General features: G+C 39.4%; 16 protein-coding genes and 1 pseudogene. 11 read left to right on the forward strand and 6 right to left on the reverse strand.

Going from position 1 to position 21,532, the window contains the following annotated elements:
• Window positions 1-752 precede the first annotated feature (752 nt).
• The 3 genes from DMO16_RS01260 to DMO16_RS24530 form a co-directional block, all read right to left on the reverse strand.
• The gene (locus tag DMO16_RS01260; RefSeq protein ID WP_129474899.1) at window positions 753-1,241 is read right to left on the reverse strand and encodes a hypothetical protein; all 489 of its coding nucleotides are present in this window, start codon (window positions 1,239-1,241) and stop codon (window positions 753-755) included.
• 229 nt (window positions 1,242-1,470) lie between these two features.
• Entirely contained in the window at window positions 1,471-2,127 is a 657-nt protein-coding gene (locus tag DMO16_RS01265) for a carboxymuconolactone decarboxylase family protein (RefSeq protein WP_240482250.1), read from the reverse strand.
• Between the two features lie 1,195 nt (window positions 2,128-3,322).
• Window positions 3,323-3,571, reverse strand: coding sequence for a hypothetical protein (locus DMO16_RS24530; RefSeq protein ID WP_241840413.1), 249 nt, complete (start codon window positions 3,569-3,571; stop codon window positions 3,323-3,325).
• 770 nt (window positions 3,572-4,341) lie between these two features.
• Here DMO16_RS24530 and DMO16_RS01275 point away from each other — a divergent pair.
• Window positions 4,342-5,322, forward strand: coding sequence for an NAD(P)-dependent alcohol dehydrogenase (locus DMO16_RS01275; protein ID WP_129474901.1), 981 nt, complete (start codon window positions 4,342-4,344; stop codon window positions 5,320-5,322).
• Window positions 5,309-5,657: pseudogene (locus tag DMO16_RS01280) on the forward strand (sigma-70 family RNA polymerase sigma factor); the annotation flags it as partial. The gene DMO16_RS01275 and the pseudogene DMO16_RS01280, both read left to right, overlap by 14 nt.
• A gap of 807 nt (window positions 5,658-6,464) precedes the next feature.
• Here the strand turns inward: DMO16_RS01280 and DMO16_RS01285 are convergent.
• On the reverse strand, window positions 6,465-9,587 hold the full coding sequence (locus DMO16_RS01285) for an efflux RND transporter permease subunit (RefSeq protein ID WP_129474903.1): 3,123 nt from the start codon (window positions 9,585-9,587) through the stop codon (window positions 6,465-6,467).
• Between the two features lie 304 nt (window positions 9,588-9,891).
• Here DMO16_RS01285 and DMO16_RS01290 point away from each other — a divergent pair, with 304 nt between their 5' ends.
• The 7 genes from DMO16_RS01290 to DMO16_RS01320 all read left to right on the forward strand — a co-directional run bounded on the left by DMO16_RS01290 (window position 9,892) and on the right by DMO16_RS01320 (window position 17,386).
• On the forward strand, window positions 9,892-11,169 hold the full coding sequence (locus DMO16_RS01290) for a VTT domain-containing protein (protein WP_129474905.1): 1,278 nt from the start codon (window positions 9,892-9,894) through the stop codon (window positions 11,167-11,169).
• Window positions 11,170-11,185: 16 nt separating this feature from the next.
• Complete coding sequence (locus DMO16_RS01295; RefSeq protein WP_129474907.1) at window positions 11,186-11,899, forward strand: response regulator transcription factor; 714 nt, start codon at window positions 11,186-11,188, stop codon at window positions 11,897-11,899.
• Complete coding sequence (locus tag DMO16_RS01300; protein ID WP_129474909.1) at window positions 11,877-13,253, forward strand: sensor histidine kinase; 1,377 nt, start codon at window positions 11,877-11,879, stop codon at window positions 13,251-13,253. The genes DMO16_RS01295 and DMO16_RS01300 overlap by 23 nt, the downstream gene beginning before the upstream one ends.
• Window positions 13,254-13,610: 357 nt before the next feature.
• Entirely contained in the window at window positions 13,611-15,305 is a 1,695-nt protein-coding gene (locus DMO16_RS01305) for a DUF6044 family protein (protein ID WP_129474911.1), read from the forward strand.
• 2 nt (window positions 15,306-15,307) lie between these two features.
• Window positions 15,308-16,303 carry a glycosyltransferase family 2 protein gene (locus tag DMO16_RS01310; protein ID WP_129480283.1) on the forward strand — a complete coding sequence of 332 codons (996 nt, stop codon included), beginning with the start codon at window positions 15,308-15,310 and terminating at the stop codon, window positions 16,301-16,303.
• Window positions 16,296-16,745 carry a GtrA family protein gene (locus DMO16_RS01315; protein ID WP_347232822.1) on the forward strand — a complete coding sequence of 150 codons (450 nt, stop codon included), beginning with the start codon at window positions 16,296-16,298 and terminating at the stop codon, window positions 16,743-16,745. Before DMO16_RS01310 ends, DMO16_RS01315 begins: the two co-directional genes overlap by 8 nt.
• Entirely contained in the window at window positions 16,718-17,386 is a 669-nt protein-coding gene (locus tag DMO16_RS01320; protein WP_129474913.1) for a phosphatase PAP2 family protein, read from the forward strand. Before DMO16_RS01315 ends, DMO16_RS01320 begins: the two co-directional genes overlap by 28 nt.
• Window positions 17,387-17,516: 130 nt before the next feature.
• Here DMO16_RS01320 and DMO16_RS01325 read toward each other — a convergent pair whose 3' ends face one another.
• Window positions 17,517-18,113: an undecaprenyl-diphosphatase gene (locus tag DMO16_RS01325; protein ID WP_129474915.1), complete on the reverse strand. Its 597-nt coding sequence runs from the start codon at window positions 18,111-18,113 to the stop codon at window positions 17,517-17,519.
• A gap of 171 nt (window positions 18,114-18,284) precedes the next feature.
• Here DMO16_RS01325 and DMO16_RS01330 point away from each other — a divergent pair, with 171 nt between their 5' ends.
• Window positions 18,285-18,986: a response regulator transcription factor gene (locus tag DMO16_RS01330; RefSeq protein ID WP_129474917.1), complete on the forward strand. Its 702-nt coding sequence runs from the start codon at window positions 18,285-18,287 to the stop codon at window positions 18,984-18,986.
• A 1-nt stretch (window position 18,987) separates the two neighbouring features.
• On the forward strand, window positions 18,988-20,355 hold the full coding sequence (locus tag DMO16_RS01335; RefSeq protein WP_129474919.1) for a HAMP domain-containing sensor histidine kinase: 1,368 nt from the start codon (window positions 18,988-18,990) through the stop codon (window positions 20,353-20,355).
• A 322-nt stretch (window positions 20,356-20,677) separates the two neighbouring features.
• On the opposite strand, the gene DMO16_RS01340 is transcribed toward DMO16_RS01335, so the two are convergent.
• Window positions 20,678-21,424, reverse strand: coding sequence for a COG4705 family protein (locus DMO16_RS01340; RefSeq protein WP_082635785.1), 747 nt, complete (start codon window positions 21,422-21,424; stop codon window positions 20,678-20,680).
• Window positions 21,425-21,532 lie beyond the last annotated feature (108 nt).

Below are 21,532 nucleotides of genomic sequence, written 5' to 3' on the forward strand. Positions count from 1 at the left end.
CAGTATAGTTCGGGGAATGTCCCTCTGACCGCGGAAAACAATGGGGATCGGGTACTAAAAAATGGTTCTTTTTTATAGTTGATTTTATGTTAAGGCTATGAAAGCTAACCAATCCTACGAAAATAAGTAATAGAAGAGAAATAGAAACAAATCCAAAAACCACCGTTAGCTTTAATTTTTTACTGAAACAAATAACGCTTACTTTTAATGACAGGCTTCTTTTTTATACATTTCATGCAATTTTACATTAACCAATAGAAAAAACGTCCCTATTAAACGCGAAAGGAATAGGAACGTTTTTCTTCTAGTCCGTAATTTTGTTGGTGGATTCAGGGTCATAATAGGTTTCGGTATTTGTTATCAAAAAGTGGTCATACACTGGTAACTTTAAACTTAGAAGTGGTTAGGATGTTGTTGATAGTACCTTAGTCTGATGGGGTGAAGTCAAAACAAGAGATAGCTTAAACAAGATTTCTTGGCAATATAAATGAAAATAATAAGGATAAGATTGAAAGGGTGGAACCAAAAAGGGTTCAGTTGTACTCGGGCAGCATTATTACTTCTGGGATTAATAGGCTTTTCAAACGGGTGAAAGCATTAAGGCGTACTCATCATCTCCTTTATCATCTTAGGTATGTATTTGGCACACTTAACAAGATATTTAGAAAGCATTTGAATAAGTTGGGAGGGGAGGGGAATTTGGACAGATGGCTGACAGAAGGATACATTCCATCTCTAATATATGTAGTCAGCTATTGCATGGGCTCCATGAAGTAATATATCTGCCGCTTTTTATCAATGGTAGGCGCAACTCTATTTCCATTGACCGTGTCAATCCCATGAAAGTTCGATTTTACTCTTCCTAGATATACCGTATACTTTTGTTTGGTCAGTGATTCTACCTTGAAATGAACAGATGGTGAGGAGTTGTTTTTCTTGTTCTTTATCTGAATCTCATTGGAAGAACGATACCAAGTATATTTTCCATTCTTTTTGCCAATATTGACGACACCTACAGCATCTCCATCGCTAACCTTCTTCTCGTAAAAGATAAAAACATCTCCTGCTATTTCAGTTCTTCCCATTATTTCATCTTCTGTTATTTTTTCTTCTTTTGCCCCTTTATGGATGGCATCATAGGAAGTATCTTGCCAAGTGAGTTTCTTTTGTCCATTTGCGAATAAAGAACACCCTGTAAGGAGTAGTATCCCTAAAGTAATCCATAACGTTTTTGCTTTCATTTCATCTTCTCCCGTTCTTTGCTATAGAAACAAATTCGAGATGTGAGTGGAAAAAACCTTTGTTGCTTATGACTTCTATTTAGTGGAAGAAAAAATACTGTAATCCCTTTTTATAGGCAGTAACACCCAACGACACATTATTGGAGCCGAAATGTTCGATGCCTCTATGACGGTTCCATAACCAGTTTGTTAAAGACTATAATGCCTCTTTTTTATTGAGTGATTCTAATTATTCCCCGTAGCTTTCAATCATGTTGGCCATATGGGCATAAGCACCACCTGCCAACAGTGCAGCTGCAACTAAAATAGCTTCTGATAGCTCTTCTTTTGTTGATCCTGCTCGTTGGGCAGATTTTGTATGAACGTCAATGCAGTACGGGCATTCTGTGGTATGTGCTATCGAAACTGCTATTAATTCTTTTAACTTTGCATTTAATTTTCCTTCTTTGGTTGCTTCAGTGCTGAAACGGGAATACGCACTAAAACCATTAGGGATTAATTGTTTCAAATTGGCTAACTTTTTAAGATTGGATCGGCGATAGAGGGTATCATTTTCATCTTGATCAAGGGCATTTTGCATATGAGTGCTATGAGTAACTGCTCCTCCGGCTTCAAGTGCAGCTGTTACAAACACTGCTTCTACCAATTCTTCGAGGGATGCACCCGATGTTTTGGCATTACGGGTATGCACATCAATACAATAAGGACACTCAGTTGCGTGCGCCACAGCAACAGCAATAATTTCTTTATCCTTTTTTGTAAGAGCGCCTTCTTGCATTACGGTTCTACTAAAATTTTCGTAAGCTTGCTGTTGTGCAGGAGCTAATTCGCCCAGCTTAGCAAGATGACGTAAGTTTTCCCTTTGATATAAGTTGTTTGCCATCATTCATATTCCTCTCTAAAAACTGCTTTTTTTAAATTCAAAGTCCATCCAATATTACTTCCTCAGATTCACCTTTGCTTGTTCCATTTTTTATACTATCCATTTTAAATAAGAGTATTCAAAGCTTGCCAGACCGTATTTTACTAGGAATTAAAAATCAGTAGGTATTTTCTTGGACACAATAAAAAATCACTTGAGTTGTAGTTAACTACAAGGTATATACTTCAATTCAGTTTTGGATTATTTTAGTAAATTAAAAAGCATGCAGCAAATGTTGCTTCTTATTCCCCAGAAGGTTATGAAGCATAGCGAACATAAAAGGAATTCACTCCATTTTATAGAACGAAGACGTTTTTTCACTTTCTATTTATTAAGAGGTCGAGAAATCATTAGGTTAGAAAATTTATCCACTTATGATAGTAGCTAATTCTATATTATGTTGGCTTAAAAGTAATGGTATGCCAATCATTAAAGGTCTCAGGTGTCCATCCAATTGGAGAGTACTTCGAAAAAAATTGATAAAAATCCATATTTGCCCCTTACGTTCTTGTCTCTTACTGCATCCTATAAGAGTATCAACCATAAATGCGCTAAGGAGGAAACCTATTGTCACGCACCTCAAAGGATTTAGTTCTTATTGTGTTCGACAGAAGTCCAAGGTCCAGACGATTTAGAATCGTTAATTTTTCAATCATCGGCAGTGCCGGCAAATGTAGGGAGTTTTTAAAAATAGGTAACGACGTAGTACATGCTGAAAGTTGTCTTTTAAGAAATGGGTTTCGCATCGATTTTGAAAGTTCAAATGTTTTGCTTTTTGTTCGTAGATAACAGTTTTTCTATAAATATGAGATTCTTAAATCCCTTGGATGTTTCTTCATCCGACAACCTGGCATGTCATACTACACTAACTAGGCAGCACTTTAGGGACTGGACACTTGATTCAAAGCTAGACAGACCTATTGTTAAATGGGGGACAAACCCGTAATCATTGGAAGCTAATTAGCGATTTTACAAATAATAAATTAAAGTTTGTACAGGGAAATATTAACTTTGCTTTAGAATGTGAACTTTTTCCTAACGGGTGCGTTAGTTGAATATCGTTTGGCCGCATTTTTATGATGCTGTTTTACTCAGGGGCAGGTTACTAAAGCAGGTTAATTGATATTAACAAATGAAAAATGCAGCAGGGCTTGCCCGGCTACATCTCATACATCCTATTTAACAAATAACAGCTTCCATCTTCGGCAAACCATAAAAATTTACCAGATTTAATATTAAACTCAACGGTTTTTTTATTATAAATTAACTTTGTTACTTTTTTAAATTGCATTAGTAATTCCATCGGGGGATCTGTGATAATGTCCTGAGTGTAGTTAGTAATGACAAATCCTTTTGGATCTAATCTTCGATCAGGTTTTACTTCTGTCATCCAATTGCCGTTAAGCAAAATCGATTTAGCTATTATCTTCTTTTTCCGATTCTGAACAGACCAGATCTTTCGGCAATTACACCGATGTATTTTACACTTCATCCCATAACCTCTTTTCTTTTAAAATAAGGTCATGGTTCATTATATTTAAACTTTTAGCAAATCATTATGATAAGATGATTGCCTTTGATTAGTTTTTTTAGTTAACAGTAAGAATAGTAAAAATATTCCACCTTTTCTACTTGGGGTTACCTTGTAATTAAAAATTTAACTAAAATTTTTTTTATAAAACGGGTTAGTTCTTGTTCAACGAAAGGGAACTTGAGCACAAAAAGATCGCTACGGCGAACATTTCTCTTCTTCAAGAGGCGGTCAGGTTAATGAAGAAATATTATCAAGTGTATCCTTGATAAACCATTTAAGACTAAAATCAAATAAGTATTCCTCAGTTTCCAAAGAAGAAAAATATAATAAACAATTTCTTTTGTGAAACAATCGATTATTGAAATAAACTTAAAAGTACTTATTGTGCTAACGGGTGCGTTAGCTGAAGATCAGAGCTGTCTTAAAGGCGGCTTTTTCTTATGCGAACTAAAGGGGCAGGTTAGTTTAAGAAGTAATTAACAAAATAAGGAAGAAATATATAATATTCCACATATATATTAGAGCCATCCATAAAGGTAATCTTCTAAAAATAAATATCCTTTATAACTTCGTTAAAATATGCAATGTAAAGGCAAGTACAGAATGAATTTTTATCAAAACTCAAATGTGAAGGAGAACCCATTATGAAAGCAATGGTATACAATAAGTATGGAACGACTAACGTTCTTAACCTAAAAGAGATAGAAATACCTACTCTAAAACAAAATGAAGTATTGGTAAAGATTCATGCAGCTTCTGTAAATTCCTGGGACTGGGACCTCCTTAGAGGTAAACCATTCCTGAATCGTCTTGGGGGTCTTCTAAAACCAAAATACAAAATCCTGGGTGCGGATATAGCAGGAAGGGTTGAAGCAATTGGTAGAGAAGTCAACCATATCTCTGTAGGGGATGAGGTATTCGGTGACATATCCTGGTGTGGTTGGGGTGGGTTTGCGGAATATGTAAGTGTGAATGCAGAGGCATTTACGTTGAAGCCAGCCAGAATGACATTTGAGGAGGCTGCTGCGATACCACAAGCGGGAGTTCTAGCTCTACAGGGGCTTCGTGATATAGGACAGATTCATGAAGCTAAAAACGTCTTAATTAATGGTGCGGGTGGAGGCGTTGGAACATTTGCATTGCAAATTGCCAAATTATATGGAGCTGAAGTAACTTGTGTGGACAGTAAGAAAAAATTAGATACTCTTAAGTCCATTGGTGCAGACCATGTTATTGATTACACTGAAGAAGATTTCGTACAAAAAGGACAGTTCTATGATTTGATTCTCGATGTTGTAGGAACTCGTTCTATTTTCGACTACAAGCGGGTACTAAATCCTAAAGGAAGATATGTTATGATTGGAGGCTCCACGTCTCGAATCTTGCAACTGTTGATACTGGGACCCATGATTTATAAAACTGAAAGTAAGAAAATGGCTATTCTTATTCATAAACCTAATAAAAATGACCAAAATTTTTTAAAGGAACTTTTCGTTGCTGGTAAACTTGTACCTATTATAGATAGACGATACTCGTTACATCAGGTTGAAGAGGCTATTCTTCATCTTGGTGAAGGAAACGTCAAGGGAAAGGTGGTCGTCTGCATGACAAATAATCAGACTTAATCAAAGCCACTATGGAATTTATTTAGAATGTTACCAGTCCCGCAAAGATGCGTTTCCGCAGCCCCTCTCCGAGGATGAGAAGAAAGAATACTTAAGTAGGATGGCCGAGGGAGACCAGAAGGCCAGGAGCAAACTGATCGAACACAACTTGCGTTTGGTTGCACATATCGTGAAGAAATTTGATAATACAGGGGAAGATACGGAAGACTTGATTTCCATTGGGACCATTGGGCTTATCAAGGCATTCGAGAGCTATTCAAGAGAGACTTGCGACGTATGCGGCCCGTTGTGTGGAAAATGAGATTCAAATGTCATTACTTGTTCATAAAAAAACGCCTCCACAGCGCATGGTAGTGATTGAACTTCTCCCCCTGTTTTTGTAAGTTCTGGCCTATGTATGTGTTAGAAAAAGTGCAAAAGACAAACCCCCATTCAAATTAATTTAAATAGGGGTTTGTCTACTGTCTGAAGCTCTGTAGACCGAGCTATTTTATTTTGAGATTAACAGTTGTAACTGCCCATAAAGAACGAATAACAATAACGAAACCATTAATGATCATTCAGACGTGATCAATTCCAATCTTAGATGGGATGATTCCTTGATTTTTTGCTCATCCTCAACCTATGAGTGCAAGAAGGTCCGACGATTGAATTCGTTGCGACTCTTTTGTAATCAAATATTTACATTTGTCCCCCAATTATATAAAAACTAGGGAGCCAAATATATAAACAATCAAGTCTAGTCCACTTGATTCAAAAATCCATATTATAACGATAGTAAGTAGGGCGCGGCGGTAAAACGCTGTTGCCTTTTTTACTGTATATAGCTTGGTAAATGATTTCTAATTGCCATACAGTCCGTTTCAATTAGAGTTGGAAAGCGGCGTTGAGATGTTTTTGTTCTCATCTACATATCCATAAATACAGTTATGAAAATGTGAGCGTTTCAAAAAAATTGTCTTTCTAAATTTTCAGTTGGATAGGCAATAAGTATAAGAATAGAGCCTGAGAGTGTTCAATTCTCTCAGGCATCTATTTCCCTACAAGGTGTTTATTATATATGATAGTTTATCTAATTCCCTGGATTTCACCGCATTCGTTGCAAATTAATGCGGCGAAAATCAAAACTTTAAATCAAAACCTTAGTTAACAGTATTTACTGTTGTTGGAGTACTTTTTGAGACAGACTTTTTATGCAGCCAATCATAAATAATAGGAATGATGATAAAACTGTTGATGGTTGAAGTTACCATACCTCCAATAACGACAATACCTAGCGTCTGAGAAATGACTGTATCTGCACTGTGTGATATTGCTAGTGGCAACAACGTTAGGATGGTTGCTGCTGCTGTCATTAAAATCGGCCGAATCCTTGAGAGGCTTCCATTTAGTACCGCCTCGTTCACGGGCATTCCTTCTCTTCGGTTTCTTTCGATCTTATCAATTAACACAATACCATTTGTAACGACGATACCGGTTAGCATCAGAACGCCAATCAATGCCGCTAAGTTCCATTCTCCGTGGAACAGAATTAACGCAATGACCACACCGCTTAAGGCCAGCGGGATGCTTAACAGTACCGATAACGGTGCTCTCCATCCTTTGAAAATGGAAGACGTAATGAGCAACACTAAAAGAAAAGAGAATGCGACTGCCACTGACATATCAAAGATCATATCTTTTACTTGCTGCGTGATCCCACCCATTGAATAGGTTACACCTTTAGGAAGTTTCATGCCGCTTAATGCTTGATCTGCCTGGCTTGATACCTTACTGATATCGTTTGAGGTAATCTGTGCGGTCACAAGAGAGAATGGCTGACCATCTCGTTCGCTAATGGTTGAAGGCGTGTTATCCTTTGAAATTTTAGCAATCTGGTCCAATTTTATCTTTTCACCATTTTTACCAGGTACGGTTTCAGCAGAAAGAGAAGCTAAAACATCACCGGCCGTTGCGTTTAACGTAATGCTGGAGTCCGTTCCACTCGCAATTTGGTCTAAATATTGGTCCACAGGAAGTGCTTTATGATCCACTGTAACGGTAGCATCTTTGGATGGAGCGATATAACGATTAATGACCGGCAGAATGTCTGTCACTTTTACGCCTTTATCCTGCATCGCTTTTTGGTTAAACGTCACCTTATACTTAGGTGAACCATTGGTTAAATCCACTTTTCCATCTACACTTAGATCCGAAACTTTTGATAAGCTGGTTCTTGCTTTTTGTGCTGCTTGGTCCAAGGTTTCTTGGTCCGAACCTGTAAACAGGATACGCATTTGGGAATCGTCACCAGAGATGTTCTGGCTTGTTACCGTATACGTTACATCTTTTGATAATGATGGCAGCTGCTGTTGTAATTGTTTAATGACTGAATCCGCTTCTTTATCATTCTTCAACACAACGGCCAGGTTCGCGACGTTCGGATACGTGATAAAGCCGCCGCCCTGGTCAAACACATCATCACTTTGCGGTGTCATGGTAGACCCGAAATTGGATGAATACGCAGCAACCTTCGGGTTATTCTTTAATTCTTTTTCGATCTTTTGCACTTCAGAATCCACTTGTAGTAATGTACTTCCCTTTGGCAATTCTGCTTTAATGGCAATTTGTCCAATTTTTCCGCTCGGTAACAAACTTACAGGAAGGAATGCAGAACACGTTCCAGCGGCCAGGAACACTACGATCGAAGCAATGATCATGGCTTTCTTATGTTTAAAGGCCGATTGCAAAATGGGTTTCATTTTTGTATCGAGTTTGACAGTTTGTTTATCTGCATTTCCGCCTTTCCATCCCATAAAAGCAAGGGCAGGTATAACTAACATTGCGACAAAGAATGAAATGATGAGTGCAATAACGACTGACCAGGCAAAACCGCTGTAGGAGGCACTGATGACCCCTCCGACAAAAGCAATCGGAATATAAACGGCAATCGTGGTAAGCGTTGAGCCCAGAATCGCTGGAATCATTTCAACCACCGATGATGCCAGAATAGAAAGCAATGGTTTATCCTTTTGTTCCTCACGTTTTCTGTACATATTGTCCAGGATCACAATCGAGTCATCGACAATACGGCCCATCGCTACGATCAAACCTGAAACGGTTAAAATGTTTAGCGTGATCCCCATCGATTTTAAGAAAGCTGTGGTTGCCAGTAATGAAATCGGCAGTGAAATGGCAATCAATAAGGTGCTTCTTACATTTCGGAAGAAAAAGAACACACAAATCATCGAGAATAAACAGCCTAATAACCCTTCTCGAATCAATCCGAAAAGTGAGCTGTTCAATTCATGCTCCCGGTCCAGCAGAACACTGAACGAGACATCTTTCGGATTTACGGTATCCAAATGAAGATGTGCCACACGGTCTTTTACTCCATTGGCCACATCCGTGATATTGGCTGATGGTGTCTTAATCACATTTAACGTAACACTTGGTGCTCCATTTGTTCTGGAAACGGTTTTTAGGTCATTTAAGGAATGTGTAATGGTACCGAACGCTGATACAGGAATGACTTTTCCTTCCGAATTCTTAATCGTTGCGTTCTCCATTTGTTTTGGTGTGAATTGCAGTCCATCAAACGACACTGGAATGGATAATTGGTTGTTTATAATCGTTCCCTGTGGCATGGCTGGAACAGCTAACGCAAATGATTTATTGACATCATCCAGTGTTAATCCGTTTTTCACCAGGTCTTTCATGCGAATCGTTAATACATAGCCATCCTTTGCTCCCCCAATGACAGATACATCCGATACACCAGGAACAGATTTTAATTGTTTTACAATTTCCTGTGTGCCAGTGGAGCGCAGGGTTTGTTCATCCAATTTTGAACTTGATATGCTGTATGTCAAAATCGGGAATGAGCTGGTTGTTAATCGTGTTACCGAAGGCGTGCTTGTAAGGGTTTGTGGAAGATCCGCATTTGCTAAAGCTTTGTTTACCTGATCCTCCGCTTGTTTCATGTCCGTATTCATGGGAAAATACAAACTCATAAACAATCCGCCGTCATAGGAAGTACTTTCCACATTGGATAAGCCATCCACTGTTTTAACGGCACTTGCCAGATTATCGGTGATTTGCTGTTTGACCTGAGCGGCTTGATAACCGGGTACTCTCATACTAACGGAAAGAGTCGTATTGTTAATCCCAGGCAAATAATCTCTCTGCATCTGGTAAGCAGAAATACCTCCCCACGCCAAAATAATGACAACACATACAATCATAAGAATTGCCCGCTGCATGGTTGCCTCCACTATTCGTTTCACTTCATTGCCATCCCCCGTCATTTTTATAAAAATAACCCAATTATTTTATGCGTTTCGTTCAATCAATTTGGGCAATCTAACCATACGAAATAAATTTTTAGTTTCTCCTTAACAAAGGATTAATATTTGATTAAAACTAATAACCTCGGTTTAAGATTTAGACTGGGCGTATAACCTTTTTGTTCTATTAATAAAAGATTAATAATTCCTTAATCTGAAAACCTTTCTTAAAAATAGTGGTACATTGAAAAAGAAACGGTATTGATTAGTAATCATTTTTCTGTTTATATTCGGGGGCAGTTTCATGTCACATTTAATCACTTTATTTGAACAGCACAGTTATTTGATCTTATTTATAGGAATTTTTCTGGAGCTGATGGCTCTCCCTATTTCGGGAGAATTCTTAATGAGTTACGCTGGATATTTTGTCTATCAAGGCAAGATGAATTATATTTTGGCCCTCTTGGTGGTGGTTGCTTCAGCCGGTGCCGGTATTACCGTCACGTACTGGATTGGCAAAGCAGGGGGCTATAAATTAGTTGAAAAGTATGGGAAGTACATCCACCTTGGACCTGAAAGGTATCAAAAAACATCTGCCTGGTTTGAGCGGTCAGGCAGTAAGCTATTAGTTTTCGCTTACTTTATTCCAGGGATCAGGCATTTTACTGGTTACATTTCGGGGATTTCCAGATTGCCTTTTCGCAAATTCATTATTCCAGCCTATACAGGAGCCATATTATGGGGGATTTGCTTTATTACGCTTGGCAAGGTTCTGGGACCGCAATGGGAAACATTCCATCAAGCTGCCAGTAAATATGTAATCATATTTGTCATTGTGGCAGGTGTATTAGTAGTTAGCTATTTTGCTTACCGTTTTTATAAAGTACAAATTAAAGATTTTTTTATTCATTGGATCAATCGTTTGATTAAAAAGCTAAAAACAATCAGAGCGACCGAAATTTTTCTTGTTTTCCTTACTCTTGTATTCATTGGAATGGTTACGTTAATGCTCGGACTTGCTCAAGACTATATTTATAATGAATTTACTCAGTTTAACGATATTGCGGAATATATGGCCCAATCAGTGATTTACAGTAACTGGATGAGGGGGATTTTAGTTTTCCAATCTCCCCTGGCTATGGGACTTATTATGGCGGGAGCCATGATTCGTATTTGGCATAAAAGACAGAACAGAGGATTGGAATATCTTCTCCTTAGTGTTTCAGTCTTGGGCGCAAAGCCCTTTCACGATACAGTCTTGGGGGTGTTTTCTTACTTACAGTCCATCGGTTTCATCAAGCAGCCTCATTCGGCTAATTTTCCTGACTTTAACGCAACTATTATAATAATTGTTTATGGCGTTTGTTTGTTTTTGCTTGTTCGCCATTCGAAAAATAATTACTTTTATATACTCGCTGCTCTCGTTGGTTTAGTTATTTTTCTTGGACTGGCCGTTATAAACATTGCTGTAACCCCAGTTCTTCCAAGTGATATTGTGGGTGGATATGTCTATGGCGGTGTTTGGATCTTTTTTAACTTTTTATTGTTTGAAATGATAAGGCTTGTATTGGAAAAGCATTAGAAGGGTTGAATTTAAAATGAAAACAACAATTTTAGTGATTGAGGATGAGACTCAAATTGCGCGGGTTTTGAAGATGGAGCTGGAGTACGAAGGGTACCAGGTCGCCGTTGAGCATGATGGTGCATCAGGTTTAAAAGCGGCTATGGAATCCGAGGCCGACTTAATTTTATTGGATGTCATGCTGCCAGGAATAAGCGGCATAGAAGTATTAAGGCGATTGAGAAAAACTAACAAGAAAACGCCGGTAATTCTTCTCACTGCCCGAAATGCAACATGGGATAAAGTGGCAGGGCTGGATCATGGAGCAAATGACTATGTGACAAAGCCATTTGAAATTGAAGAATTACTGGCTCGTATCAGAGCTTGTCTCCGGAACAGCGAGAAAGTAGAAACGAACGAGGACCCCTCCTTATTAACGGTTGAAGATTTAATCATTAATACGGAAACAAGAGAAGTGACAAGGGCTGGTCAACCTATTACGCTAACGCCCAAGGAGTACGACTTTCTGGTGTATTTAATTCTTAATAAAAACAAAGTAGTGACAAGAGAGAAGATCATTATCAACGTGTGGGGATATGAGTATGAGGGCGAAACCAATGTTATTGATGTATTCATAAGGCACTTGAGACAAAAGGTGGATACGAACTTTTCTTTCCCATTAATTCATACTGTCAGAGGGATTGGCTACACCATCAAGGAGAAAAATGGTGAAAATCACAACAAAAATTAATCTTCTAACCACTGCCTGGATGTTGTGTATCTTGATTCTTACTAATTTTTTGGTTTTCTTTTTATTTATGAAAAACACTGTAACTATGGATGAGAATATGCTTTTTCAAAAGGCGAAGGATATTATGGCAGAGATTCACCTCAATCAGTCATCTTCTCAAATGGAGGAAACATTACGAGATTCGCTAACGGAACATTCCTTTATCCGTGTAATAGGACCTAAAAACAAGGTCATCCTCCATGAAACAAACGATAAGTTACTTTCAAAGAAAATAAAAGGAAAGTATACAACAAAAAAGAAGACTCAAACCCATATTATTTTTGCTGAACATGGAGAAGAACAAGTATTAGTGGTTCGTGTTCCCATAAAGAATGGTACGAATTTCAAAGGAAGTTTGGAAATCGCAGAACGCCTGCAAGGTCTTGAAGCCAGAAGGGAGCTTCTTAGAGTCATTTTAATTTCCTCCACGGTTATAGCTGCCTTTTTATCCTTGCTTGGAGGACGATGGTTAGCCAATACGATCATGCGGCCGATCTCTAATATGATCCATACGATGGAGGATATAGAAAAAAGCGGGGTGCCGAAAACCATCAGTATTCAAGATAACACCAAAGATGAACTTCAAACCATGGCCAAAACCTTTAATCGGATGATTGCCAGGCTTCAACTAAATATAGAGAAACAAAGACAATTCGTTTCAGATGCTTCTCATGAATTAAAAACACCGTTAACCGTGATAAAAAGTTATGCCAATCTATTGAGACGACATGGGCTGAAAAACAAGAAGATGACGGATGAAGCCATCGCAGCTATTCATTTAGAAGCAACAAGGATCCAAAAAATGACTGAAACTTTCCTTGATTTAGCTGAATTAGAGAATGAAACTCTACTCGAAACAGATCAGTTTGACCTGGTGTCTTTATGTAAAAGTATCATTAAGCAATTCAAACAAGTGTATAAACGTGAGATAAGCTTTCACTATAAAGAAAATCAAATCCTGATGGATGGTGATGAATTAAAAATCAAGCAAGTTATCATTATTTTATTAGATAATGCCATAAAATACAGCAATGAAAAAATTGATGTATTTCTAGAAGGACATGAAAATCAAGTCCTGGTTCGTGTAAAGGATTATGGTATTGGAATCCCTGAAGATGAGATCCAGCACATTTTTGAACGATTTTACAGAGTCGATAAAGCAAGAAGTCGAGAGACTGGAGGTTCTGGTTTAGGTCTTCCAATAGCCAAAAGTATTATGAATTTACACAAGGGAGAAATCAATTTGATAAGTACACAAGGGGAAGGAACAGAGGTAATATTAAGATTTTCACAAAAAAACAATTTACTAAAATAGCTGTGGTGTTGTTGAAATATAATCCTTTTATCGGAAACGCAATCGAAAATATTTTTCAAATTCCAGCATATTTGTTCAGTGTATGATGCGTTCAACAGTAGAATGCTTCGATAACATGTAAATTCTCCCCTCAAACCGTATCTGGTTTCATTCTAGAATAAAAAAAGCTTGTAGACATGAGACTTTGTCAACAAGCTGAAGCTGCCAAATTTGGCAGCTTTTTTTAGCAATGAATCTTTACAATAAAAAATTAATCCTTTTTTAATGGAGAATTAAGGGTCTTTTCATGGGAGAAGGGTACTGTTTTAAATGAATTATTAGAGATATAAAGGATGATGACTTATAAATTGGAGTAGGATGTGGAGTGAACTTGAACTAAAAAATAAACATTTATGGCTGGCTTGGCTCTTATTGGCCGTATACCTGTCACCTCTTTTTATTCTAGGGGAGAATGCCCATATCCGGGTACATGACAACCTTGATTCCAATATCTCCTGGTATAAGGTATTGCGGGAAAGCGGCCTGCTGTTTGGACCGGTCGACAGCACTGTTCCTCAAATTATAAACGGCCTGCCCCGGGATACCTTCGGGACAGAGTTCAGCGGGATCGAGTGGCTGCATCATTTATTCCCATCGATGATGGCATTTGCCCTGAGCCAGGCGATTACAAGATGTTTTGCATTCATGGGGATGTACCTTTTGCTGAAAAAACATTTTCTGAAGGAACCCGAGGTGTGGCCCATTTCAGTTTGGGTGTCTTTCGCATTTGCGATCACGCCTTTTTGGCCATCCGGGATGCTTAGCACCTTGGGCATGCCCCTTGCTTTATGGGCCTTTTTAAATATCCGAAATGGGGACAGCACGCCTAAGAACTGGCTGACTCTTATTCTTCTTCCTTTGTATTCCAGCTTCGTGCTTGGATTTTTTTTCTTTTTGGCCTCCATGGGTATTTTCTGGCTTTATGACGCTCTCATTCGGAAGAAGCGAAACTGGGTATTTTTTGGGGGAATTGCCCTGATGACGGCAGTATACCTTCTGGTGGAATACCGGCTTGTTTATTCATTGCTGTTTCCACAAGAGCCAACCAGCAGGGATGAGTTTGTCAGTTCAAATCTGGGATTTTGGCATGCTGTAAGATTAACGTTTGAAAACTACCTGCTTGGCCACACCCATGTAATGACCCTTCATACCGCTGTGATCCTGCCTGTTCTGTTTATTGTGATGTGGAAAATTTGGAAATCGGGGATCAAAACCGAAAAGACATTTATATGGCTGTTTATGATTAATATTATTTTGTCCGTTTGGTATGCTTTTTGGTTTTATAAGGGATGGCAGCCAATCAAGGATAAAGTCAGTCTTTTAAATACCTTTAATTTTGCGAGGTTTCATTTCCTTCGGCCACTGATCATTTATCTTTTGTTCGGTCTTGGCTGCCGCTTTTTATGGAAAATGGGATCTGGCTGGAAAAAGGCCGTTAAATGGGCGCTTGTTCTGCAGATCCTGATCTTGTTCGGGGCAAATCCTGAAATTGATTACAGAGTAATAGGAAAACCCTCCTTTAAAGAATTTTATGCAGAAAAACAATTTGAACAAATCAAAGAGTATATCGGAAAGCCGCAGTCGTCATACCGGGTGGCAAGCATTGGGCTACACCCGTCCATCGCCCAGTATAATGGCTTTTATACACTTGATACGTATAACAACTACTACCCTTTGTCCTATAAAAAGAAGTTCAGGAAAATCATTGCGCCAGAGCTGGAAAAGAACCGTATCCTTCGGACCTACTTCGATGATTGGGGAAATCGCTGTTATATCTTCGTCGATGAATTGGGGAAGAATTATGATTTTACAAAGAACTCCGATAAGAAAATCCGCCATCTTGATCTAAATACCGATGCTTTCAAGCGGTTGGGCGGCGATTATTTCTTTTCAGCAGTTCCAATCGAAAATGCTCAGGAAAACAGACTTAAGTTTCTGAAAGCATTCAGTGAAAAAGATTCGGCATGGAAAATTTATCTGTATAAAGTACAAACCAAACAGGAGGGATTATGAAAATGGACTATCCATATGTAACGATTGTCATTCCGTGTTATAACGAAGAGGATGTGCTGGAAGATACGTTGCAGCAGCTGGGTCAATTGCTGGAGAACATGATTGAAGGCGGCATGGTTGCCCCTGCAAGCGACCTATTGTTTGTGGATGACGGAAGCAAGGACAACACGTGGGATATCCTTGAAATGTCAAAATACAGTTTCGTGAAAGGCCTTAAGCTGACAAGGAATTCCGGTCATCAAAACGCATTATACGCTGGTTTAATGGCTGCCAAGGACCAGGCAGACTGTGTGATATCGATTGATGCCGATCTTCAGGATGATATCAACGCCATTCCGAAGATGATTGAAAAGTACATGCTGGGCAATGAAATTGTATACGGCGTAAGAAGCAAAAGAGATACAGATACATTTTTCAAACGGACGACAGCCTTGGGATTTTACCGTTTTATGAGTAAAATTGGGATTGATCTGGTCGAGAACCATGCGGATTTCCGTCTAATCAGTTCCAGAGCCTTACATGAATTATCCAACTATAAAGAACAAAATCTTTTCCTTCGCGGCTTGGTTCCCCTTATTGGACTTCCATCTTCAACCGTTGCTTATGAACGGAAGGAGAGGAAGGCGGGTGAATCCAAATACCCTTTAAAGAAGATGCTTTCTTTTGCTTTTGACGGCATCACGTCTTTCAGTGTGGCACCCATACGCCTGGTAACCATTATTGGACTGCTGTCTGTTATCCTTAGCTCTGCAGCCGGCCTTTACGCGTTAACACAAAAGTTCTTGGGCCATACGGAATCCGGCTGGACCTCACTGATTATTTCGATTTGGCTCATCGGTGGTCTGCAGCTCCTCGGAATTGGCCTGTTAGGGGAATATATCGGGAAAATCTTCACGGAAGTAAAAAGACGGCCAAAATATGCCATTGAAATCGATAAATATACCAAGAAAAACACTGTTTTTCCGTCCGTTCATCTTGAAGGAACGCGAAATGATTAACCATTCTTTTTTTCGCTTCCTATTAGTAGGGGTGGCAAATACTGCAGTTGGACTATCTTCCATTTATATATTGCTTTATTTGGGAGGGTTGGGATATTGGCCGGCAACTTTTTTGGGTAATGCAACCGGGGCATTGGTAAGCTATTTTCTGAACCGTACGTTTACCTTTAGAAGCAGTGAAAAGATGGGGAGCAGTTCGATCCGATTTGTGGCAGTCATTTTTGTTTGCTATTATGCAGCTTACTCATTAGGCAGGGAGACAGCTGACTTCTTGGCGAACACGGTTCATTTCCTTCCTTCCCTCTTTCAAAAAGATGTTTCTGTTTTGGCTGGGACTGTTCTTTATACACTATTCAACTACCTTGGACAGAGGAATTTTGTTTTCAGGAAAAAGGAGGAGAGGAGGAGAAATGCATGCATAATTTTTCACGAAAAAAAATAGACCCTGCCATTGTTCTTATCCTTCTTTTTGCAGCAGGGTTCAGTCTGCTTGCATTTCTGGTAATGAGCAATGCCGTTTTCCCTGCTGACATGGCAATTATCAGCTTTGTCCAGGGATTTGAGTCTCCACTCTTCACAACCGTCATGAGATTCTTTACCTTTATAGGATCATTTCCTGTGGTTCTTGGTATCAGTGTGTTAATCCTTCTTCTCTTGTTTAAACTGTACAAACAAAAGGCGGAGCTGATCGTCTTCATGATTGTATTGGTGGGCAGCCCACTGTTTAATGAGGGGTTAAAACGATTTTTTCATCGAGTACGCCCTGAATACCACCGGCTAATAGACATCGGGGGATTCAGTTTTCCGAGTGGACATTCCATGAATGCTTTTTCTTTGTATGGAATTCTTGCTTTTCTCCTTTGGAGGCATATTCGCTCAAGAGCAGGAAGGACAGCATTGGTACTATTTAGTGTTTTTATGATCCTTCTTATCGGTATAAGCAGGATTTATCTTGGCGTTCACTATCCAAGCGATGTTCTTGGAGGCTATACCGCTAGTGGATGCTGGGTAGCAGTGGTGATATGGAGCTTTCAGAAATACAAAGATAGAAGGAAGCAGCAAATGAAAAGTGGAGGCGACTGACCTTGCAGTGCAAAGTAAAAAGAGTGCGAAATGCACTCTTTTCAGACCGTAGACAAAACCCTTTTCAATTTTCTTTGATAAGCAAGCGAACGTTTTAAAGTTAGTCTTAAAAAACATGTTGAAATGGGAATCACAGCTTTTCCTTTCTTTCAAGTTCCTTGTCTTCAAAGAACTTAACTTTACGAGAGAGATTCATTACAAACTGAACGAAAGGTTCCAGCTTGGCTGAAAAGTGCAATATAAGATATCCGCAAGCATATGCCAGGAGTGCACTTCCGGCTACATCGACCGGATAATGAACACCGACAAAGATGCGCGAAATGCCAACCAATGCCGCCCAGCAAAGGACAGGTATCCGCCAAGTACTACATCTCATCCATAAAATCCATGCGATAGAGAATACTACTAGGGCATGATCACTGACAAATGAGGAGTCCTTGGCATGAGGAATCAGTTTGTGTACATGCTGCACAGCGAACGGCCGTGGATGATAATAAACAAGATGAAATATGATATTCAGCCCTAATGCAAGAGCGACAGTACAGCCAGCATAAATTGCCGTGCGTTTGTTTTCTATATCATTCATTTTTCCTGAAGTAAACCATAGCATCAACATGATCGCTGCAGCTGTATAAGGTACACTGCTTGACAGTAAAATCATACTTTTATCTAAAATAGCTGATTGCGTTGCCCAGCTATTAACCCAATGAAAAATCATATTATTCATAGACTGCTCTCCTTTATTTTGACTATCAAAGTGGATGATCCTGGACCAAAACAAAGTATAGACCGGTTAGCTGAAAAAACACTGAAGTCTACATTAAAATTCAATGAAAATAAGAAATTCGGAATGGGTCTCATGATAAAGTTTAAGGAGCGCAAGAAAGAAGGAATATAAATGAAGCAGCGGATACTAGTGGTTGAAGATGAAGTGCAGATTGCTAAAGTTCTTAAGATTGAATTGGAATATGAGGAGTATGATGTTCATGTTGAGCATGATGGCCAATCTGGACTTGAAAGGGCTCTTCGCGAAGAGTACAACTTAATCCTCCTAGATGTGATGCTTCCGAAACTAAGCGGAGTAGAGATGTTGAGGCGGCTGAGGAAAGCAGGCACAAATACACCAGTTATTTTATTAACCGCCCGAAATTCAACGCTGGATAAAGTAATGGGATTGGATCTCGGAGCGAACGATTATGTGACAAAGCCATTCGTGATGGAGGAACTGCTCGCACGCGTAAGATCCACGATACGCTATTATTCTTCAATCCTTAACATAAAAGCAGGAGGAACTGAGGGGCAAAAGCTTTTCTTCAAGGATTTAAGTGTGGACACGGAAACGAGGGAAGTCTCAAGAAACGGGACAAGCATTTTTTTAACGCCTAAAGAGTACGATTTGCTTGTATACCTTCTTCATCATAAAAACAAAATCGTCACACGCGATGGAATTATAACAAATGTCTGGGGCTATGAATTTGAAGGAGAGACCAATGTTATTGATGTTTACATTCGCCATTTGAGGAAAAAACTTAAAGATAATTCTCCGGATTCACTCATACAGACCGTTCGCGGTGTAGGATATACCATGAAGGAGAAGTAAAGTGAAAATTACCACAAAGATCAACCTCTTAACAACAGCCTGGCTCGTTTTTATTCTATTGATTATGAATGTCCTCGTCTTTTTCACCTTCATGAAAACGATTGGCACTATTGAAGAACGGTTTCTCAATCAGAAGGCTCATGAGATCATCAAAAGAACAGAAAAGAAAGGACCAGAGGAATTAACGAAGGATCTGCTGGAGGTCTATCTTTCTGACCATTCTTTCATCCGGATCGTGGACAAGCATTCGGCGGTCATCAAGCAAATTACGGATGATACAGAATTAGCAAACGTACAACCAGAGTTTACACGCAAGGAAAAGTCCGAACTGCGGCAGATCGGTGAGGAACAGTTTCAAATTGTACGTGTCCCCATCTCCATCAATCATAATGTTTCCTATTCGATGGAAATCGCGCAAAGGGTAACGGGTCTAGAAGTGATGAAGGACAAGCTTTTATCCATCTTGGCGGCATGTTCAGGAATTACGCTTCTCCTCTCATTGGCTGGGGGCACACTGCTTTCCAGCGTGATTATGAAACCCATCTCAAGAATAATCAGAACGATGGAGGATATCGAGCAAAGCGGAGTCCCAAAAACAATATTCATTCAGAACCGCTCGAAAGATGAACTTTATACACTTGCCAACACTTTTAATCGCATGATCAGCCGTTTACAGGAAAACATCAAAAGACAGAAACAATTTGCTTCTGATGCCTCCCATGAGTTGAAAACCCCGATCACGGTCATCGGCAGCTATGCCGACTTATTACTGCGGCGAGGTGTGAATAACGTCAAACATTCCAAGGATGCAATTGAAGCCATTCATCAGGAAGCGATGCGGATGCAAAAGATGACCGAGACACTGCTTGATCTGGCATCTTCTGAAAATGAAACCTCCATTGATGTGGGCAAGGTGAACCTGACACAAGTATGCGAAAACTTGGTGATGCAGCTTCAAAGTGTGTATAAACGTGAAATCCTTCTTCACAAGGAAAATAAACCTGTTATTGTTGAAGCCGACGAGCTGAAGATGAAACAGGTTATCATTATCGTTCTTGATAATGCGAGCAAGTACAGCAAATCGAAAATTGAAGTTACAGTTGGCGAAGATGAGGGGGACGCCTTCATTAGGGTAAAAGATAGCGGAGTTGGGATACCGGAAGAAGACCTTGACAACATCTTTGAAAGGTTTTACAGGGTAGATAAAGCAAGGTCTAGAGAAACAGGCGGCACTGGCCTTGGATTATCCATTGCGAAAACAATCATGAAACTCCATCGAGGCGATATTTTTATACAAAGTAAAGAAGGGAAAGGGACTGAAGTGGAATTAAGAATTCCTGTTTTATTCAAAAAGACTGAAGGCGCCTAAACATTAAAATTTACTGAGAAGAACTTTAAATATAAATGAATGCTACAGTGTAAACAAACTGTAGCAATTCTAAAAAAAGTCCTTTCGCTCTTACCCACTGGTTCTCTTTCATTTGGCGGCAAGGATGAATATGTAACATGTCCTGAATGCGAAGGCACGGGAAAATTTGTTAATGGTATAGCTTATGACTACTGTGATGGAGAACAGGCAAGATTGAAGAGTCAAAGTACTATGAAATACTTTCCAAAGGTGACTATGAAGAAGTATAGAAAGCTGTCACAAAAAGAAAGCGCTCCGAATCAAGGAACGCTTTCTTTTTGTGTTATTCTTCTACCGGGATCTCGTCTCTCCGGGTCTTTGTTAAATATATTACGAGAGCTAATATAATAGCCAAGAAAATCATACTTGTTCCAGTCGTTCCGAGACCAAGCCCTCCTGCATGACGGGACTGGGAAAGAAAATCTCCGATGGATGCTCCAAGTGGACGTGTTAAAATATAGGCAATCCAAAAGGAAAGAACAGCATTCATATTAAACTTGAAAAAGGCAAGAGTTACTAAAGCTATGACAACCGCGAAAAGGATGCCTGATTTCCAATAGCCTAATCCAATATCTTCAGAAACAAGATCTCCTGCTGCTGTACCGAGTGCAAAGGTAAATAAAATAGCGAGCCAGTAAAATGTCTCTCGTCTCGTTGTAAAGATGGAGTGAATGGAGAGCGTCTTTTCACTCTTATACCAGGCGGCGAATGTAATCGCCAAGATGATGGAAAAGACAATCGTTGATGTAACGAGCGGCACTCCAAAATGGTCAGTGAGATTGTCGGTAATCAGCGTTCCGACTACGCTGATCAACACGACAGCAAGCCAATAGACGCCAGGAATATATTTTCTCGCCTTAAATTGAAAAATAAGGGTGATGATTAATAGAGCGCTCATGACAAAGGTTGTATTCGTGAGTCCCCAGTGCAGCTTGAATGTGAGAAAGTCTGCTGCTGTTTCCCCAACGGTTGTGGCCATAATTTTTATAATCCAAAAGAAAATGGTCACCTCGGGGACTTTATTCAGCATCTTGCGGCCAAGAGAGGGTTCTCTTGTTTCAATAATCGTATCCAATCGTGTTTCCTCCTTTTTTAAGGCAATAATGAGTACAACATCAACCTTACATAGGAAGAATGA

This window comes from Fictibacillus sp. S7 (assembly GCF_004127935.1).
Taxonomy (GTDB): domain Bacteria; phylum Bacillota; class Bacilli; order Bacillales; family Fictibacillaceae; genus Fictibacillus_C; species Fictibacillus_C enclensis.

Excerpts from the sequence above, each read along its gene's own strand:
- DMO16_RS01295 (WP_129474907.1), top strand. The coding sequence starts at position 11,186 with ATGAAAACAACAATTTTAGTGATTGAGGATGAGACTCAAATTGCGCGG.
- DMO16_RS01325 (WP_129474915.1), bottom strand. The coding sequence starts at position 18,113 with ATGAATAATATGATTTTTCATTGGGTTAATAGCTGGGCAACGCAATCA.
- DMO16_RS01330 (WP_129474917.1), top strand. The coding sequence starts at position 18,285 with ATGAAGCAGCGGATACTAGTGGTTGAAGATGAAGTGCAGATTGCTAAA.
- DMO16_RS01320 (WP_129474913.1), top strand. The coding sequence starts at position 16,718 with ATGCATAATTTTTCACGAAAAAAAATAGACCCTGCCATTGTTCTTATC.
- DMO16_RS01305 (WP_129474911.1), top strand. The coding sequence starts at position 13,611 with ATGTGGAGTGAACTTGAACTAAAAAATAAACATTTATGGCTGGCTTGG.
- DMO16_RS01260 (WP_129474899.1), bottom strand. The coding sequence starts at position 1,241 with ATGAAAGCAAAAACGTTATGGATTACTTTAGGGATACTACTCCTTACA.
- DMO16_RS01315 (WP_347232822.1), top strand. The coding sequence starts at position 16,296 with ATGATTAACCATTCTTTTTTTCGCTTCCTATTAGTAGGGGTGGCAAAT.
- DMO16_RS01310 (WP_129480283.1), top strand. The coding sequence starts at position 15,308 with ATGGACTATCCATATGTAACGATTGTCATTCCGTGTTATAACGAAGAG.
- DMO16_RS01275 (WP_129474901.1), top strand. The coding sequence starts at position 4,342 with ATGAAAGCAATGGTATACAATAAGTATGGAACGACTAACGTTCTTAAC.
- DMO16_RS01290 (WP_129474905.1), top strand. The coding sequence starts at position 9,892 with ATGTCACATTTAATCACTTTATTTGAACAGCACAGTTATTTGATCTTA.
- DMO16_RS01340 (WP_082635785.1), bottom strand. The coding sequence starts at position 21,424 with ATGCTGAATAAAGTCCCCGAGGTGACCATTTTCTTTTGGATTATAAAA.
- DMO16_RS01265 (WP_240482250.1), bottom strand. The coding sequence starts at position 2,127 with ATGATGGCAAACAACTTATATCAAAGGGAAAACTTACGTCATCTTGCT.